The 18,923-nt window shown below is 49.8% G+C and carries 16 protein-coding genes; 1 reads left to right on the top strand and 15 read right to left on the bottom strand.

Annotation, left to right across the window (positions count from 1 at the left end; translation table 11 throughout):
- Positions 1-33 precede the first annotated feature (33 nt).
- The 11 genes from P364_RS0111815 to P364_RS0111765 form a co-directional block, all read right to left on the bottom strand.
- Positions 34-636 carry a general stress protein gene (locus P364_RS0111815; RefSeq protein WP_024630333.1) on the bottom strand — a complete coding sequence of 201 codons (603 nt, stop codon included), beginning with the start codon at positions 634-636 and terminating at the stop codon, positions 34-36.
- A 613-nt stretch (positions 637-1,249) separates the two neighbouring features.
- On the bottom strand, positions 1,250-3,766 hold the full coding sequence (hrpB, locus tag P364_RS0111810) for an ATP-dependent helicase HrpB (protein ID WP_024630332.1): 2,517 nt from the start codon (positions 3,764-3,766) through the stop codon (positions 1,250-1,252).
- A gap of 97 nt (positions 3,767-3,863) precedes the next feature.
- Complete coding sequence (locus P364_RS0111805) at positions 3,864-4,670, bottom strand: SDR family oxidoreductase (RefSeq protein WP_024630331.1); 807 nt, start codon at positions 4,668-4,670, stop codon at positions 3,864-3,866.
- A gap of 189 nt (positions 4,671-4,859) precedes the next feature.
- Complete coding sequence (locus tag P364_RS0111800) at positions 4,860-5,702, bottom strand: protein phosphatase 2C domain-containing protein (RefSeq protein ID WP_024630330.1); 843 nt, start codon at positions 5,700-5,702, stop codon at positions 4,860-4,862.
- Between the two features lie 10 nt (positions 5,703-5,712).
- On the bottom strand, positions 5,713-6,465 hold the full coding sequence (locus P364_RS0111795) for a vWA domain-containing protein (protein ID WP_024630329.1): 753 nt from the start codon (positions 6,463-6,465) through the stop codon (positions 5,713-5,715).
- Positions 6,466-6,498: 33 nt separating this feature from the next.
- Positions 6,499-8,589: a membrane protein gene (locus tag P364_RS0111790; protein WP_024630328.1), complete on the bottom strand. Its 2,091-nt coding sequence runs from the start codon at positions 8,587-8,589 to the stop codon at positions 6,499-6,501.
- Between the two features lie 157 nt (positions 8,590-8,746).
- Complete coding sequence (locus P364_RS0111785; RefSeq protein ID WP_017689071.1) at positions 8,747-9,022, bottom strand: WXG100 family type VII secretion target; 276 nt, start codon at positions 9,020-9,022, stop codon at positions 8,747-8,749.
- A 193-nt stretch (positions 9,023-9,215) separates the two neighbouring features.
- Positions 9,216-9,764, bottom strand: coding sequence for a hypothetical protein (locus tag P364_RS0111780; protein WP_024630327.1), 549 nt, complete (start codon positions 9,762-9,764; stop codon positions 9,216-9,218).
- 6 nt (positions 9,765-9,770) lie between these two features.
- Positions 9,771-10,601 carry a hypothetical protein gene (locus P364_RS0111775; protein WP_024630326.1) on the bottom strand — a complete coding sequence of 277 codons (831 nt, stop codon included), beginning with the start codon at positions 10,599-10,601 and terminating at the stop codon, positions 9,771-9,773.
- Positions 10,602-10,617: 16 nt separating this feature from the next.
- Positions 10,618-14,622, bottom strand: a complete 4,005-nt coding sequence (gene essC, locus P364_RS0111770) for a type VII secretion protein EssC (protein ID WP_024630325.1) — start codon at positions 14,620-14,622, stop codon at positions 10,618-10,620.
- A gap of 55 nt (positions 14,623-14,677) precedes the next feature.
- Positions 14,678-14,998, bottom strand: a complete 321-nt coding sequence (locus tag P364_RS0111765) for a hypothetical protein (RefSeq protein ID WP_024630324.1) — start codon at positions 14,996-14,998, stop codon at positions 14,678-14,680.
- 423 nt (positions 14,999-15,421) lie between these two features.
- Between P364_RS0111765 and P364_RS0111760 the strand changes: the two genes are divergently transcribed.
- Complete coding sequence (locus P364_RS0111760) at positions 15,422-15,661, top strand: hypothetical protein (RefSeq protein ID WP_024630323.1); 240 nt, start codon at positions 15,422-15,424, stop codon at positions 15,659-15,661.
- Between the two features lie 125 nt (positions 15,662-15,786).
- Here the strand turns inward: P364_RS0111760 and P364_RS37790 are convergent, their stop codons facing one another.
- From P364_RS37790 to P364_RS0111740, 4 genes are all read right to left on the bottom strand, one after another.
- Positions 15,787-15,939: a hypothetical protein gene (locus tag P364_RS37790; RefSeq protein ID WP_173405222.1), complete on the bottom strand. Its 153-nt coding sequence runs from the start codon at positions 15,937-15,939 to the stop codon at positions 15,787-15,789.
- A 257-nt stretch (positions 15,940-16,196) separates the two neighbouring features.
- Entirely contained in the window at positions 16,197-17,663 is a 1,467-nt protein-coding gene (locus P364_RS0111750) for an aldehyde dehydrogenase family protein (RefSeq protein ID WP_024630322.1), read from the bottom strand.
- Between the two features lie 179 nt (positions 17,664-17,842).
- Positions 17,843-18,382, bottom strand: coding sequence for a GNAT family N-acetyltransferase (locus P364_RS0111745; RefSeq protein ID WP_024630321.1), 540 nt, complete (start codon positions 18,380-18,382; stop codon positions 17,843-17,845).
- A gap of 184 nt (positions 18,383-18,566) precedes the next feature.
- Positions 18,567-18,905 carry a L,D-transpeptidase gene (locus P364_RS0111740; protein WP_024630320.1) on the bottom strand — a complete coding sequence of 113 codons (339 nt, stop codon included), beginning with the start codon at positions 18,903-18,905 and terminating at the stop codon, positions 18,567-18,569.
- Positions 18,906-18,923 lie beyond the last annotated feature (18 nt).

Raw genomic sequence — 18,923 nt, 5'->3', positions numbered from 1 at the left:
CAGTGAAAGAATCCTGTCTTTGTTCGTTACGAATTATAGAAAAGTATTGTTGCCAAATCGAGCGGCCTTATTCTGGGCTTCCAGTCTGCGCTCTTCCATATCCAGATCCGAACGCTCAGCAGGCACATCTTCGCGATGGACATCAATACTGTTCCGGTTCACATAGCTGTTATTGCTAAACACCTCATACACATCCGTGTCCCGATCCGTAGAGTCCACGAGCAACAGAATTTTACCACTTTGCACGTATTCCTCATACTGTCTGGCATCCTCCTCCGGAATGCCGAGACCGACGAGTCCACCTACCAGTCCGCCAGCTCCAGCACCTACAGCGGCGCCCGTAAATGCTGCGGCAATTGGGCCTGCAGCCAGAATGGGTCCTATGCCCGGAATCGCCAATGCTCCAATGCCTGCGAGCAATCCGGCTACTCCACCGAGTACCCCACCAGTTGCCGCGCCTGCAGCTACACCTTCGGGTGCTTTTGTACCTGTCTCTTCACGAATTGCCTTCAATTCATCCCGATCCTGCGTGACTACCGAAATTTCGTCTGAAGTGAATCCTTGCGCTTTCAGTCCCTCGATTGCCGATGATGCCTCACGTTCTGTATTAAACACACCTACGATTTTCTTCTGCATAGTGAATTCCTCCTCATCGAATTGAGTGGTTCGCTATGTTATTACCCGCCTTGTTTTCTTTCAAACGTTTCCATCGCAATATTATATCTTGGAAGACCTAAGTGGCTAACGACCATTGATATGATATTTAGCGGGGCAGCTCGCCGGGAGATGCATGGAGTGTGAACGAAGCCGAACCCAGGCAAGTAACCGTTGATATGCCACCCTGATCTGGTGCTAGCTCCTATGCCAAGCAATCAGGCGGGAGGATCCAAGTGCCAAGTAAGATTAGCATCTTTTTTTTCAGAACAATCGGGCAGGCGGACAAAGTGGGATTAGCATACATTTTCTAAAGAACACAGGACGTCTTATTTGGACCTTATGCTCTAATTTTCAAACGTAAGGAACACCAGGCACGTTATTCCCCTAAAACGCCCTAAAAAACGCCACAAACGGTCCTTAATTCTGATATAACGTGTCTCTGGTTCGCTACACTTCTGCAAGTGCATCAAGCCCCTGTATAACACGTCTCAGGTTCGTTAGCGCTCCACTGCCTCATCAACCAGCCGCACACTCACCCGTTCAGGACGTGTTCACGCCCAACTTCCAGACAAGGTTTGAAGGCCCGTTCTTGCTAAACTCGCGGTTTAGCCCGGTTAGTCGCTATTGCTTCAAGCGGATCATCCGGCCAATAATGCTTGGGATAACGGCCTTTCAAGTCTTTCTTCACCTCAAAATAAGTCTCTCGCCAAAAATTGGCCAGATCCCGTGTGACCTGTACAGGCCGCTGCGCCGGGGATAGCAAATGTATGGTCAGTGGTACTCGACCACCGCCAATACGCGGGGTCTCCTGTTGTCCAAACATCTCCTGCAGTCTCACCGCGAGCGCAGGATCTTCAGGACGGCTGTAATCCACAGGAATGCGCGAACCGCTAGGCACCTGAATATGTGTAGGAGCTTCGCGATCCAATTGCTGGCGCTGTTCCCAGCTCAGTCCACCGAGCAGCACATCCTGCATCGACAATCGCTTGAGATCCGCAGCAGATCGCATACCTGTCAGAAAAGGGCTGAGATGCTCTGCCAGTTCTTCGGTCAGATGATCTTCGATAAGATCAGGCCATTCCGGCAAATGATGATGCAAAAAGCGCATCCGGTCCGCTAACTGCCGGGATGATTTTGTCCAGGGCAGGCAATCCAGCCCCTCGATACGTATTCCTGAGAGTAATGCTTCGAGCACTTGGTCTTCGGGTGGCTGTGCAATGCTGCTTTCTTTCAACGTAATGGCTCCAATTCGCAGCCTTCTGTGCGCACGCACACTGCGAGTGTTTCGGTCCCAGGCTACCTGTACCTCTTCATGAAGCAGATGTGGGCCAAGCTCCAGCAATCTCTTCTCCTGCACTGGCGCAGCGAGCAGGATGCGCGCATCCGCGCCCTGGTCGTCGGCCTCGGCTGCGACCAGATAAGCTGAACGGCTCAGCGATTCTGTCGCTGTGAGCCGCACTCCACGGCCGCTGCTCAGTAGATAGCGGCCGTCCTCCCGGCGTTGCCCGATCCGGTCCGGGTAAGCGAAGGACAGCAGCCATCCGCAGCTGTCCTCATCCGGCCGTACCGGATCGGCCGCCGGGCCGAGAGCCGAGCGCAGCTGGCGGCTCTCCTGGAGCATGCGCCGCACGGCAGCGACGTCTGCGACAGACGCTGCCGCTTGCGGCATACCGCTGCTGTCCGCAGTCAGCAGCGCTTCCACACGCGGGCGCAGATCGGTGCCCGCGCCTGCACTGCCACTGCTGCGGAGGCCGGCAGGCTCCTGCAGCAGTGCCGCCAGCATGCTGGCGTAGCTGGCCAGCCCAAGCTCCGCCGCGCGGAGCAGCATGCTGGCCAGTCGCGGATGCACGCCAAGCGTGTTCATCCGCCGCCCGAAGGGCGTGATGCGGCCTGCGTCGTCCAGGCCGCCCAGCTGGCGCAGCAGCGCCTGTGCCTGGCCGTAGGCTGCATCAAGCGGGGTGTCCAGCCACTGCAGCTCTGCAGGGGACTGGACGCCCCAGGCGGCAAGCTCCAGCGCCAGCGGCGCAAGGTCCGCGGAGGCAATCTCTGGCTTTGCTGCATCTGGCAGCACACCATGGGCCTCTTCGCTCCATAGCCGGTAACACACGCCCGGTGCAATTCGCCCCGCCCGCCCCCGCCGCTGATCTGCTGACGCCTTGGACACCGGCAGGGTGACCAGGCGGCTCATGCCGGTCCGCGGCGAGAAAACGGACGCACGGCTCAGCCCCGCATCCACCACGACTTTGACTCCGGCCAAGGTAAGACTGGATTCCGCAATGGACGTGGACAGCACAACCTTCCGCTTGCCCTCTTCTGCGGGTCGCACAGCTCCATCCTGACGTTCTACAGGCATGCTGCCATATAAGGAATGAACCTGAACATGAGCAGGAAGCATGAGGTTTGACAGTTCTCGCTCTGTGCGATGGATTTCTTTGGCACCCGGTAGGAAAACCAGCACATCCCCTTCCTGTTCTGCCAGTGCCTTAACGACGGCCTGAGCTGTAAAAGATTCGATCTGCTCGGATGGCGGTTTGGATACATATCGGGTTTCCACGGGAAACGTTCGTCCAGGACAGTTAATCCATCTGGTTCCCTCGCCAAGCAGCGCACAGACAGGAGCTGGGTCCAGCGTGGCCGACATCACCAGCAGTTTCAGATCCGGACGAAGCATGGCCCGGGATTCAAGTGCAAGCACCAAACCAAGATCACCCTGCAAATGCCGCTCATGAAATTCATCAAAGATAATCATCGCCGTATCTTCCAGCCCCTGATCCTGTTGAAGCATCCGGGTTAATACGCCCTCCGTCACCACCTCAATTCGAGTGGACTGACTTACACGAGTATCCATCCTCACTCGATACCCTACAGTCTGTCCCGCTTTTTCGCCAAGGGAAGCTGCCATTCGTGCAGCAGCCGAGCGAGCGGCGAGTCTGCGGGGCTCCAGCATAATAATTTTCCGTCCGGCAACCCATGGCTCCTCCAGCAGAGCCAGCGGTACTACGGTCGTTTTACCCGCACCCGGCTCCGCAATTAAAACACCTGTATCCTTCTCCTGAAATAACTGCCTCAGCTCAGGAATAATCTGCTCTATCGGTAAATCCGTCTTCATCTCATCTCTCCTAATTGGTATACCACGTGTCTATTCGAATGTTAGCATTATAACAAAAAAAGCCGTTCCAGAGGAACGACTTCATAGTTATTTCGATTTAACTCAACAGCGACTCAGCACCGTCAATGACAATTTCCGCACCTGTAATGTGTCTGGACTCCGCTGAAGCCAAGAAAGCGACCAGATCAGCAACATGCTCAGGTTGACCCGGCCCGTCAGCCAGCGGCTGTTGGCCTTCAGGGAACTCCATCGGAATGACAATTTGATGCAGCTCATCCGTTTTGATCGTACTTTGGTCAATATTTGTTGCAATCGCTCCAGGACAGATAACATTGACACGAATTTTGAACTTCGCCAGTTCCAGCGCAGCCATCTTCGCAAAAGCAACCTGTCCCGCCTTCGACGTACTGTACGCCGACATGCCGAAGCTGGAGAAGCGCTGATTACCATTAATGGAGCTCGTGATAATGATACTTCCGCCACCGCGCTTCTTCATATGAGGCAGTGCATACTTGATCGTAAAAAAAGTTCCGTTCAGATTCGTCGTCATAATCTGCTGCCAATCCTCAACCTGAATCTCTTCAATCGGCGCAGATACGCCATTAATGCCTGCATTGGCAAAAACGATATCCAACCCGCCGAACAATTCGATGGTTTCCAGAACTGCCTTTTCCACGCGGGCGGGATCGGAGATATCTACATCGAATGCTCTTGCCGCACCTGCGCGCAGCTTATTAATTTCTGCTTCCGTCTCGGAGATCCGATCATTAACCAGATCGAGCAGCGCAACATATGCTCCCTCACTCGCCAGTTTGAGCGCTGCCGCTTTGCCGATCCCCGAACCAGCTCCCGTAATAATAGCGACCTTGCCTTCGAACCGAGACTTGCCGTTATGTTGTGTCATTATCCATTCCACTCCTTCTCGCTCAGTAATTATGTAAGAATGTACGTTCATGCAATATCTGTAAGTAGATTCTTCACAAGATTACCCAAAAAGAGTGTCTTTTAAATCAACAAGGACAAGTTTTTTCGCAAGTATGCTCACTATTTTCAGCAGCTTGATCAGAGTTATCCCCTAATACTACATCCGACCTCACCATTCCAGCTCAATGAAAGCGGCATCATCTTCAAGCCCACCCGTATGTCTGGCATCCAGCAGCACCTGAATGTGTTCATCGGGAATATAAGCCTGAATGGCATCCAGGTCATTCAGGCCATCCGTGTACAGCTGAAGGCGAGCGGCTTCATTCGCAGACAGTTTCGCCTCATAGATATGCGGTTTGCCACCAACCGGCCCTTCCAGTGTAGACCAACGCTCATTCGTACGGCAGTTCACCTGAAATGCTGCCGATTGCTCCTGACCGTTACGCCAGAGACGGATACGTGAGTCCCCTTGCCAGGCCAGCCACACCTTGCTTTTTCGATTGCCCGCAGAGAGCTCGATGCGTCCACACACATACATGGCCTGACTTCCCCTGCTTCGCTTCTCCATCAGCACTTCCCGGAGCAGCAACGGTGAGTTTTCCAAAGGCTGCAACTTCTCCAGCTGTTCGGATGCCGGACTTGTCAAGTCATGAAGCAGACGCTCCATAGCTTCCAAAGAAGGATGTTGATTCGTATCCAGCCATTCCAGCAAGGCGTTTCCTAGAAAGCGTGCAGCAAAATCACCCAGGTAACTCATCCCTACTCCATCACATAATACGAAAGTACACACATTACCATTCATGCGAACAGCAGCAAAATCCTGTCCGGTGTCTCCCTGATTAACGGTCTCCGCCGCTCTTCCATAACCATACCTGCACTTGAATGTACCTTGATAACGGCTCAGCGGCTGTTCCCCTGTCTGGACACTCACATAGCGAAAGTTGCCCTGATAGTGATCGGCATGGCTCCCTTTATCTCCAGCAGACAATGTTGCCAAACGCATCGCTCTCATGATTCCCCTCCTATCTCACAGGCGTAGCAGCGGACATCTGAAACCCGATGGATACCAGTTCTGCACAAGTACCAGGAAGCATCATGAGTGCACCGGGGGCAAGCAAATAGTCCGCCTCAACCAGCATTTCACGATAACTTTCCGGCAGAACCGAGGACATATTGCGCAGCTTCTCCCCATGTTCATCCTGAAGGGTCGTCTCCTGGGATATGCCCTTCCATCTTCTCGGCTCCGCAATAGGGCCTTCCAGCAGATGATCGGATATAAAAATATTCTCGACGAGTACATTGCCATCAGGCACACTCATGCCCATAATTCTTTTGGCAATCGGCTCCGGATCTTCGCCTGTGGCTACCCCATCGGTCATATGACATACTAACGGCGCAGGACAATCCTGCATATTCGGAATTTCAGCCTGCAGAATTTTTTCCGCCTGCAGGAAAGCCTTCGCTGAATCCGAGAATCTTTTTGGCGTTAAATCGGGCAAGGAGCCCACAGCAGCGATTTCGTCGATGCCCTTAATCCCGTTCAACAGATCGTACACATCGTCGCTGTATGCCAGAATGGCAATCCTGTAGCGAGGTGTCAATCGGTTCCCCTTGGTCGAACGAAACACCATTTGGCGAATTGCCAGAGATAAGGCATCATAGACGACATCAATCCGCCGACGATTGTCCAGAACCATGTTCATGGAGGCGCTAATATCAATTAAATAGATAATCAGTGCAGGTGTGCGCTGGGATGCTTGAATCGTGTAGTTCATCTGGGATGTGTCACCTCCGTCGTTCACGTTATTTTACAAGTTGGGCAAGGTATAATCGGAATCACTCAGGAACTTATTGATCGCATTCATTCGTGCTGCCACTTTACCGACACCTTTGAAATAGGTTGCATCCGTATTGTACAGATTTTTGAAATCACGCGCGTAGGATTCGGCGTTCTCAATTTTTCTTCCTTTTTGCGCATTATACGTTTTATTGTAATGGGCAATCAGAGTGACGACATTTTGGGCACGTTTTTTCTTAAGCGCAGCTTTCTGGGCCGCCTCCTGCTTGCGCTGAGCCTCGGCTGCTGCCTTGCGCTCGGCTTCCTGCTTAGCAATTTTGGCGTCATTCTCCTTTTTCCAGACCAGATAGGCTTCATATTTTGCCTGTTTGTCGTACTTTTCCTGTTCTGCCTTCTTGGCGGCTTCAAGCTTCTGTTGTTTCTGGTTGGCAAGGTACGCCTCATATTTCGCCTGCTTGTCGTACTTGGCCTGAAGCGCCTTACGCTCTTCTTCCTTCTCCTTGGCCTCTGCCTGCTTTTTCTCCGCTTCAGCAAGCTTTTTCTTTTCCTCTGCATCAAGCTTCGCCGCATCTGCCGCTTTTTGCTTCTCTTTTTCTTCCTGTTGCATCAGAGCAGTCGCCCTCGCAGCTTCAGCCTCTTCCGCAGCCTTCATTTCTGCCTGTTTGGCAGCTGCCTCCTGCTCCTTCTGTTTAACCTCGGCCTGATCAGCCAGTATTTTAACCGTCGGCACAGTTCCAGCCAACAGAACAATCAACACAGCCGAAGAAATCATTAATTTTTTGGAACGGTAAAAAGGAACCTTGACTGGCTGTGCGGCCTCATCATTCGTGGGATTCAGCTTGGCGTTCAGCTCTTGAATCGCAGCCTCCACTTCCATCTGCATCGCACTGTTATTCGGAATAAAATGATGCAGTGAACGGTATACCTCCAACGCCGCAGCCGGTTTGCCTTCATCCTCCAATGCTCTCGCCTGAAGGAAGAGACGGTTTACAACCGCTTCCTGACCAGGTGGATGTTCGGCAGCGGACACGTTCAGATCCGTATTTCTCAGCTTATCCAATGAACCGCTTGCTGCTTCTGTCCCTTTGATCTGATCCGTCCCCACCGCATCCGTCTGTTCTGAAGCCTTGACTACAGATTCTTCAACTGATGCTGCGCTTGCCAGATGGATGTCCACAGCAGCCAACGCTACGAACCATTCGCCAAACGTAGGGCAGCTGCTGAGATCATGACTCTCCCAGGCACGAATAAACAGATCGGATACCTTGGAGCCCCAGCGCTTCTGAAGCGAATCTCTCATCGCATAATAACGTTCATTTACCGTTTGCATTTCGTGCTGGTCAAAATAACTTTCTCCCCATGCTTTTTCCACAATCGCTGCATCGGACCAGCTTAACATTTCAGCGATGATAACTGCTCCCGCGAAACGGTCGGCATACGCACTCCACAAACCGCTGTGCACTGTCCGATGGGCCGCATACCCCGGTGAACCTGCAAGCAATGCATCTGGACGATCCATTCTGGAGCCATACATCTGCTCTACATCTACCAGTTCAACTGCTGAAACCCCTCTCAGGTTCTCCACTTCGGAAAAAAACGGAATCATCACATTGGGTGCGGACAAATCACAATGAGCCAGTCCACGCTGTTCCATGGCCGAACCGGTCCCGGCCAGGGCTCTTGCCAGCTTCAGACTTTCCTCCGCTGTCAGCTGTTTCTGATCGCTGATTACATCGAACCAGGTCAGACCATGCACCCACGGCATCAATACCGCATACAACAGATCGGGATGTTCTCCAATGAGCGCTCCGTTTCTTTCCGGAGTGAGCACATCACGCTTGCATACCTGCAAACCTGGCAGTTCACTATAAGACTCCATATGCTCAGACTGATACACCATAGCCGGGATACGAAATTTCGGAAAAAATACTTTTAGTGCTTTGGCCCCACTTATGGAACCGTTACGGGGTAACAATTGATAGACGATCCCCTGCCTTCCGGCTTGGGCGTAAGCCAGACCGGGCGCAGCCGGATGCTGCCCAATGGTATAGGCAATGTCGTTAATCACCACTTCATCCCCGGGATTTGGTTGAAAAGACATGCTCATCCCTCTCTCTGTCATTCTGTCATAGTGCAACAAAAACCGGGTGTTGTGAAAACGCCCGGTTTTTGCTGTAGTTGTAAGTCTTCAGCTTGCTTCCTGCTTATGATTCTGGGCGAATTCGGATACGGAACCTGCCCGAACTATGTATCGCAGATTAGCGAGCTTGGTCAGCCGTACGGAATTTGTTGGCAATAGCCGTCAGTTCCGCGCTGATGCTATTCAACGTTTGAACGAAAGATTGCATTTGTTTGCTGGCTTCCTGGAATTCCTGGAAGAAGCGTTGTTTCGTCATACCTTCCCATTGTCCTTCCATGCTTGTGATGGATTGAGTCAATGTAGATACGATTTGCTGACTTTGCTCACCGCTTTGTTTAAATTGGTTGGAAACCTGATCAAGCTGTTCTGGGGTAACTAAAATACGTCCTGCCATTTGTAAATTCCTCCTTGGTTTGTGCAATTAAATTCGCTTGTTCAAATTGTACTATACAAGGATCGATCGGACAAAAGCCGAAGGACCTAATCCTATTTACCCCATTTTTGGCATTCTAAACTTCACTTAACATCCTGTTTATAAAAAATTCACTTTCTGCTGTCTTGCTTACTCAGCCTTGTAGCCCGTGGGTTCAAGAAACCACAGGTTCGGTTCCTCTTCTCCCACGAAAGGAAGGATCTGTGAATCTCCATGCCACAGGTTCAGGCTGCATGGCCTGAATCAGGGTCGCCGGCGAGCCATCAGGCGGTGCGGCATCCTGTACACGGTACACTGCCGCTACCGCGGAAAATGGATCGGATACAACAGCAGCAGTTGCCGAATGCGCAGGCATAATCTCTCCTGCACGCTCCGTCTGAAGAACATTCAACATATTGACCGCATTGCCATAGGCTGTGTTCACATGACTCAACACTGTACGATACTCCATGTCCACCTGCTGGAATAACACGGCCTTGCGTCCCAGCTGTACGCTCAAGTCCATAAAACGACGTACTGCTGCTTCGCAGAGTCGCTTGCTGTGATTCCATTCATTCATGATCGCGGCGCGGGCTTCAAGATCCCACTCCAGCGAATGAATGGCCTGATCCAATACTGTCATCTTTTGCTGTATTTGCTCCGCCGCATACTGAATCTGCCTGCTCAGTGCCCGAAGCACATCCGGTTCCACACGAATGCGCATTTACCATCACCTTTCCTCTTCCCCTGCAGGCTGTTTAAGCCAGTCCAGCAGCATCTCGTGAAACTGTTCTCTCGTCGTCAGTGCTGCAACAAGCCAATCATCCGAAGCCGCAGTACTCATGCGAAACAGCCAGTTGGATACCGTACTTGCAGCGAAAGCCGCAGACTGTGATTTCCATCCTTCTCCGTTCCATACAAGCAACCGCAGTTCCCCTTCTGATTCCTTGTTCACCAGACAGCGCGCAAGCGCAAGTGACCCCTCGGGATCGCTCGTCTCTTGTACCAACTCATCAGCCACTGCCTGTGATTCTTTGTTCTTCAGATCATTCATCACATCATAGAATTTTTTCTTGGAGCACATCAGAGCCGGCTTTTCCGCCGGAGAATGTCCACTCCAGTTCATTCTTTGAATCAGAAAATCAATCGCTTCACGAACATTCCCCAGATCACTCAGCCGGAACGAATCCGGTTCGTCTGCAACACGGGATACTTCAACGACACGTTCATCCGTGCAGTGCACATAACTTTCATACGACTTGCCGCTGTGCGTGTAGCGAATCCAGCAAGCCCTGTCGGACAGTCCCGCAATGGCTACCCTAGAGAAAACGGTCGGTGTCATGATCAGCTCATTGCTGTCCTGATCCTGAATCAGATATCCTTTGTCGAGCAGGGATGTTTTTACACGCTCCCACTCCAAAGCAATGTCTTCCGCCATATACCCGCGGAACGGATCTTCCACGCCAAGCAATCGGTCTGAACCGAGAATCCCGGCCAGGAAAAAAAGCTCTTTTATTTGCAAAGTGACTACCTTTTGCTTGGAATCATGAACCGTCAACATTATGAGCCACCTCCCCTCAAACTACAACATGCCATCGGTCACGAATTTCAGATATCCAATCGGTCATTTTCCAGGTACCATCACATGGAATTGCACCTTTAACCCTGGAATATTTACGTTTTACATAATAACCTTGACCCGGAGGCAGTACCTTCAGCCCATTTGAATTCCCTCCGGACTCCGAATAAGGTATACGGAAGAACGAGAGATCATTAGGGTCTAAAGTCCCGAACAACAATCCGCTCTGGGAAGCCTTCACATCGTTCACCCAGTCAGAACCAAAGGTTGGAAAGTCTGCAGGAACTCCTGACAGAATCACATGTATTCCTCGGTCCCTGCCTTGACGAACGATCGCTCCCAATTGATCCTTCACATTAAAATCATTTAATTGCTTGGATAACGTATCCGCATCGTCGATAACGAGAACGATCTCTGGTCCACCGGTTAACTCGCCTCTTTTTAGAACTTCATCGTACAACTGTTGGATCACAGGTGCAAGCTGTTCTTCACGGGATACATGTCCACGGACATGGGGCAAACTGCTGATTTCCCCCAGTCCTCCGGAACCATACCGCATATCTACCGTGTATATTTGAACGTCTTCAGGAGACGCATGATAGGCAAGGGATAACATCCAGGTCAGCAAAAATGTCGTTTTGCCACCTTCCATCGGACTCGTAACCATGAAATGCGGTCCTTCACGCAAATTCAGCAGGAAGGGTTCCAAATCATCGGTCAGCAGACCTACGGGTACTGTTAAGGAAGATACGTCTCCGACTTGCCTGAAGGTTCCTGTACGGATAAGCACATCTTTGAGCTTCACCTCTTCCGGGAGCGGCGCAATCTGCGGCGCTTCTTCTCCGTTCCAGTTTTCTCTGATTTCTGCAATCATGCTGCGCAGAGCGGAAGAACGCTTGCCTTCATCTGCTCCGGATGACGGCAAAGCCGCCTGAAACATCAATGGAGGTACCTGTCCTTTGACCAGTCCTCTTCCAGGTGGAAGCTGGCTAGGTGCCTTGGACGGCCGTCCCACTGCGTAATAATAGTCGCTTGGATCAGACAATTCAAACGAAACCGCATTAGGAATATTGCTTCTGAATTTCTCAAATACATCCGTAACACGGTTGGCCGTAAGGATAAATGTGATTCCCAGACTGCCACCTTCACGAAGGATTGTTTCCAGAAGTTCATTCTCCTCGGGATACGCATTTCGGAAAGAAAGATAACCATCGATAACAACTACAATCTGTGGCACGGCTGCATGAGCTGCGCGACGGTAGGCTGATATTGTCTTAACCCCGGCTTCCGAGATCATGTCCTTGCGTTGTGCCGACAGTTTCAGGATGTATCGGAATAAGCGCTTGATCCGATCTTCCTCTTCAGACATCATTACAGCACCGATCTGAGGCAAGCCTGCGAAATCCTTCATCATCCGGCCCATATCAATAATATAGCCATGCCAAGGTTCAGTCCGCTTAGAACGGGCCAATGACATCAGCAAGGTTTGCACAAACGTCGTTTTCCCCAGACCAGGCATACCGTATACAACCAGATGCCCCTGATCCACCGGAAGTGCGAGCGGCTGCTGTCGTTGATTAGGCAGATCATCCAGCAGGCCAACTACAGGTTTCAGGCCGCTGGCACCGCCGTCAAGCAATGCCTCACGATTCTCTTCTTCCTGCCAGTCGTTGAGGCTCTCCCATTCCAGTGTCTCAGGCAAGGGTGGTAACCAAGGTCCTGGCAATCGGGTGATCCCCGCCTCTGCAGCCGCTTCTGCCACATAATCAATAAATACCTGGAGCTGCTTGGGCACATCCTCACCTTTGAGCACTGCTCTGCGCTCTCCAGTCAATAGTGGCTCACGCTTCCCGTTTAAACGCACCTCCATCACAGGCAATACCGTGCTTGTATCTTCCTGTTGATTATAAGGCGCACCACTCCAGGCAAATTGCATTTCCTCAAACACTTCATCACTGCCCACCTGAAAATATCCCCGACCCGGCTTGGTGATCCAGGCCGCATTCGGAATTTTGATCATATCGCGGCTGTCCCCTTCGCTTTGAACACGAAGACAGATACGGAAACGGGAATTGCTCCAGATTTTATCATCGACCACACCGGCAGGCTTTTGGGTTGCCAGTATCAGATGTACACCCAGTGTTCGGCCAATGGCCGCTATGCTGATTAATTCATCCATGAACTCCGGCTGATCCCGCTTCAACTGCGCAAACTCGTCAATGATGATAACTAAATGCGGCAGCGGCTGTTCATGTCTGGAACGCAGAATTTTGTAATACTCATCAATGTGCTGGAGATTTCCTGCATCATTTAAGATTTTTTGCCTTCTGACCAACTCGGCCCGAAGTGAAATATTCGCGCGTTCAATCAAGTTCCCATCCAGATTAGTAATCGTACCGACAACGTGAGGCAAGCCCACAAATGTATTCGACATTCCGCCGCCCTTATAGTCAATCAACATAAAGGCCAGATCATGAGGGTGAAACTCTGCTGCCAGAGAGGCCACAATCGACTGGATAACTTCACTTTTGCCTGAACCTGTAGTCCCTGCGATCAGACCATGCGGGCCATGACCCTGACGTTCAATTTTATCATGTAAGTTAATCGCAATTTTCTTGCCACCAGCTCGCACACCCATAGGTACGGGCAGAGTGTCCGGGTATCGTGTCTGGCCCCAGCGTGTAACCACGTCCAGATCTTCCACTCGTGATGTACTCAACATATCAAACAGCGGGAGCACCTGTGGTATATCCGAAGCCGAGGAACGTTTCAGACGAATCGGTGACATATAACGAGAGAGTGCCTCTGCGGACTCTCTGGAGATCACATCCGGCGTGTACATTTGCCTGATCACGTCGGCATCCTCGGTTTTTTTGATATAAAGCCCTTTGCCTTTGGAAGCCTCCATAATTAACTGACAATGCATAGGTAGTGATTCCTTGCGGTTTGCCAGTATGATGGTACACACATCGATCTCCTGGGCCGATTCCAGCAGCAAGGGAAGTAGCGGTTCTTCTTCTATTAATTGAGTATCCGAGAGAACCACCACGTAACATGGCGTTTGCACGGTTTTCTTGTAGCGATCTTCCTTATTATTACGCCTCCGGTTCAACACGGAAAACAAGCTGTCCGCCAATTGATGCGCACCGCTGTGCCTGTCGGCCATATAGCGTTGTCCCTGATCTTCATCCCAGATATGGGGCAGCCAGCGCAGCCAATCCCATTCCTTTGTTTCCTTTTCTTCGTAAAAGGCAGCAATCTTTAATTCATCCGGTGAATGACGAACCGTCAGTTGTGAGATAATCACCCGTAATGAAGCGAGCACTTCCTCTCGATTACCGACCAGGCCCATCACTTTGGACTGAAATAGCGGTAATGTAATCGACGCATCAGATACCGTTTCGAATTCAGCAGCCAATTCATGAGCCGCTTCAATCAACTCATCCTTTTCATACCCGTCCACACGAGGAACCTGCAGTTTGATTCGAAACGGAATTTCGCCCGTGCCAATTCGCACCTGCAAGAAGTCATCATCCTCAGGCGAACGTTCCCACAGCGAACTGTTGCGATTTTTCACCACTTGCAGACATACATTGGGATCCCCATGAATCTCATACAGACTTTTTACTTGCTCCGCTTGGGCTTCCTTCAGTTCTTCACGGTGCTTCTCCAGCTGTGCACGATACATGGCTGTACGCTCTTCCAGCTTTTGGCGATATGTCTTCTTGTTGCTCAGATACACAAAAAACGGAATGGTGTATGACGTAAGCATCATCATAACCGTCATCATCTGAAACATCATATAATTTCTATTGCCCATATTGCCGCTCATATTGATATATACGTAGAAACCGATGCTAACCATCGTCATCATAATGGGTACTATAATAGAAATCATTGAAAATGTAGGTTTGTTGGGTTCAGCCGGAGGCCTTAGAATCTCCAGCTTTTCTTCCTTAAGAACCGGTGTCATTCTTGGAGAACGCTGATATAACACATTCACGAAGAGAAGACCTCCTTTATTTCATTGCCGTAATCAATATATACGTTCAGAACGTTCATTCGTTGCTGTCCTGCTGAAACAATGAGCGTCTTCCATAGACAGGAGCTTCTTCAGAAGTGGTGGAGAATGCCCGCTGGACTCGCACACAACTTCCTTGACGCAGCCCTGTTTCCATTAACTGTTGTGCGTTCTGTGGTGAGAACCACAATCCTTCCGGAAACTTGGCCTCAAGGATGTACTGAATGCCCTCTCCCGGTGCCTGGCCGAAAATACGAACCCCCAGCAATGTCTTCAGATGTTCAATAGTACATTCATCCGGGACCTCGATGTCGAACCACTCGCCTTCCTCCCGGCCGGAATACACGGTAAGAATCAAAATAATCCCTCCCATGGTCTCATATGTAAATTGTCCTAGTGTCAAATTAAATCAAAAAAAATTAGATGAAACGCTATTCCATCCCTATTTTCTTACATAAACACCCTATTTGCAATGTGCAACCTGTAATTTTGTTACATATGACCCACGTATATATTAAAATATCGTCCATTCGACTCAGAACTTTCGAGGCAGTAGTCACGTTAATTATTGCAAGGATGCGAAACTATGCGTGTTTCTTCCATATAAATGGGAGCTGTGAATTGAATTTTCGGGACTTTTTAATGCTTCGCCCACAATTGAATTGTGAACACTTTTCAAACATTGCTCACCTTTATGTTTTCATAAGCTGATTTTAAGGTAATTTTAAGCATTGGAATTTAATATAACCAGTAAGAAATAACTCTCGTGAGGTGATTTCTAGTGAGAACACTAATAACTTTTCAAAACAAATCAATCCCTGTATATTTCAATCAAGAAAACAAACAACCTGTGCAAAAGACACTCCGATTGCTTAGCAGTGCCCTTGAGCATAAGATTAGCAATGGTAAACGTGCTTTACAGAAATGTCTGCAATCATTGATTAGTATTGAGATTGTCGGTGGTGAAGCCATTCTTCACAGCCGTAGCGAAAATGACTCCCTCGCCTTATCACTTTATTAAGATGAGTCAGTTGTTTACATCAACTTGGAAACTGCGAATTCATTCATTCGCGAACATAAGGAAAAGGAAGCTTGCCGTTGAGGACAAGCTTCCTTTTTTGTGTATCAAATCCCTTTTATCTATCTCTAATGCAATCTGCTTACGACATAGGCGGTTTCGTGTTCTTCTTCCATCTCGGCCTTTTGGATTCGAATGACAAACAATCGAACCAGATTCTCACGTGTATTTTCTTCCTGACAAGTATTCAGCTTTCTCAGAATGAAACGGTCAATGGACATGAAGTTCAGGCCCCTTTACCTATTGGATTTACGGATCTCTTCTGCCCGTGTATCCATAAATAACCAGATTTCAGGAGCGCCAAACAGCTTTTTCACATCATTTCCTCACCTGTTTTTCAAGCATGTAAAAACATGCAAAAGACCGCCTCATCAAGCTTGAGGCGAGTTTTTCGCGATCTTTGTCACTCTTTACCGAAACCTATCTGATTATAAAACAAAGCGGTTTCTAAGCCACGCTCACTGCTGAACTATTGCACTCAAGGATAATCCCGATATTGATGCTGAATGCTGATCCAGCGAGTCCGCGTAAATTTCTCGATAGCCCAATCGCCACCGAAACGGCCAATACCTGAGGATTTCTCGCCACCAAACATGACATGAGCCTCATCATTCACAGATTGATCATTGACATGCACCATGCCCGATTCAATCTGCTGAGCAATTTGATACCCTCTTTCGAGATTTCGGGTAAATACGGAGCCGCTTAATCCATAAGGCGTATCATTTGCCAAGCGCACGGCCTCCTGCTCATCCTGCGCTTTCATGATTACCGCGACAGGTCCAAACAGTTCCTGTTGTACAATATGCTGATCCGGTTGCACATCCGCGAGCACGGTGGGTTCCAGCACACTGCCTTTGCTTGTACCACCCAGCAGCAATCTGGCTCCTTCCGCCTTGGCTCCTTTAATCAAGTCAAGCAGCCGTTCCACTTCCTTCTCACGAATAAGCGGGCCAACCAGCGTTTGGGCATCGGCAGGGTCACCAGCCTGAATTTTTTTTGTTTTAGCGAGAAAAGATTCTACGAACTTGTCGTAAATATCAGCATGCACAATAATACGATTAAGGGCCATACAGATCTGCCCCTGATGCAGGAATTTACCGAACACCGCAGACTCCGCAGCACGTTCAATGTCCGCGTCTTCCAGGACAACCATCGCATTGTTGCCACCAAGCTCAAGCGCAGTTTCTTTCAAATGCTCACCTGCCAGTTTGCCGATGCCCTGCCCCACCTTTGTGGAGCCAGTAAAGGAAATGACTTTAGGTACCGGATGCGCTACAAAATAATCGCCTATCTCACTCCCGCTTCCAGCAACCACATTCAGTACGCCTTCAGGTAATCCTGCTTGCTCAAACAGATCCGCAATAAGCCAGCCAGCTGTAATCGGGGTATCGGACGCCGGCTTAATAACGACTCCATTACCCAGAGCAATAGCCGGAGCTACAGAACGTAGACACAAATGCAAAGGAAAATTCCAAGGACCGATGACACCAATGACTCCCTTGGGCTCGCGCACAACACGATTCTCTTTCCCTGGTGTATTTGAAGGTAGAATTTCCCCCTTCATTCGATAAGGGAACGAAGCAGCTTCATCCACAATGCGTTTCGCAGAAGCAAACTCTGCCTCAGCCTTGATGCGTGTGCTTCCGGATTCCGTAATCAGCAGTTTTATAATTTCCTCTTTGCGCTCTGCCATGAGAGCCGACACTTTGCGTAGTACACCTTCTTTTACCGCTGGCAGGGATTTCTTCCATTCCACCGAGCTCTTTTGGGCGGCCTCATATGCCTGATCTATATCTTCCTTGTTCGAGGATCGCCAGGTTGCGATGACCTCTCCCGTGTACGGATTTTTATTTTCCATTGTTTTCTCGCCGGAGCCTTCTACCCATTCGCCATTAATAAATTGTTTCGTCCATGTTGTATGTTCTGTCTCCATTAAAGTCATCTGAATAACGCCTCCCAATCAAGATTGAATGTCACACCTCAAAGCGGTGTAGTAGTTCATTAACCTTGTTAAGGATTACGCAAACGTGAAGAACAGTTGAATCCTTTCATCCTCACATTGGAAAAAGCTCATCAATGGTCTACATATTCAGCTACATATTCAGCCATATTTTCATCATCCTACTGTCTGGTCAGGTCTTTTCCTCCAAATAGCGTCAAGTCCTCCCAGCCATAAGCAACCTCTGCCAGATCTTGACCGCCAATCCGGATTTGCTGTGTTTGGACAGGGATTCCGCCCATCTTTTCATAGAAACGACAGGCTGAATTTTGCTCCAGTGCCCAGATCAACAAACTCCTCATGTCCAGGGAATGGAGATAACGAACGACGTGTCTTGCCAGCTGCTGGCCAATCCCCGTTTGTTGTACTTCTTTCAGTAAATAAATGGCATATAGCTCAGCATCGTAAGGCAACTTGCCTTCACGTTCCTTTCCACCGCAGGCAAATCCGACAATTTCCCCGTTGTCCTGTTCAGCCACCACCAGAATCTGATCCTTTTCACCAGATCGAATATTTCGCTCCCATTGGGACAGCCTTGATTCCGTAGTCAGATTATCCAAAAAATCATCAGGCACGATCCCCCGATATGTTGTCTTCCAACTCTCTGTATGTACATGAGCTACGGCTACCGCATCCCCTTCACGCGCCGGTCTAATCCGCATGTAATCACTCACTTTCTCTCATCACTTCCGTGGCTTTACAATAGTATATGTGCAATGCGTATAAATTCCAAATCCATCCACATGGACCATTATCCGAATTGATTTTCTGGATAAACAGAGGAGCTTGGCCCTTCACTATGAATATCGCTAAGCGCTCTTATTCGTTGGCGTAAAAATCCGGCCCCTAGGGCCGGATCGTTACTTGTGTGCCTACCGACACTTTGGAAGACAGGTCCAGTACATCCGAGTTATACATGCGTATGCATCCATGGGAAACGGACTTGCCAATGGATGAAGGATCATTGGTTCCATGGATTCCATAATGCGGCGCCGACAACCCCATCCAAAGAACGCCGAATGGCCCTCCAGGATTCTCCTGCTTGTTAATAATTGTAAACACGCCGTTTGGCGTTTGCGTAAGAATCTTGCCTATTGCGACAGGATAGCCCTTAACCACCTGCGAACCATCCAAAAGATATAACATGTGATCCGACAGGTCCACGATGATGCTGTAATCAGGCATGATGACATCCCTCCTGAC

It is taken from the genome of Paenibacillus sp. MAEPY2, assembly GCF_000499205.1.
Taxonomy (GTDB): Bacteria; Bacillota; Bacilli; order Paenibacillales; family Paenibacillaceae; genus Paenibacillus; species Paenibacillus vandeheii.
This window is presented reverse-complemented; position numbering and strand designations above follow the sequence as displayed.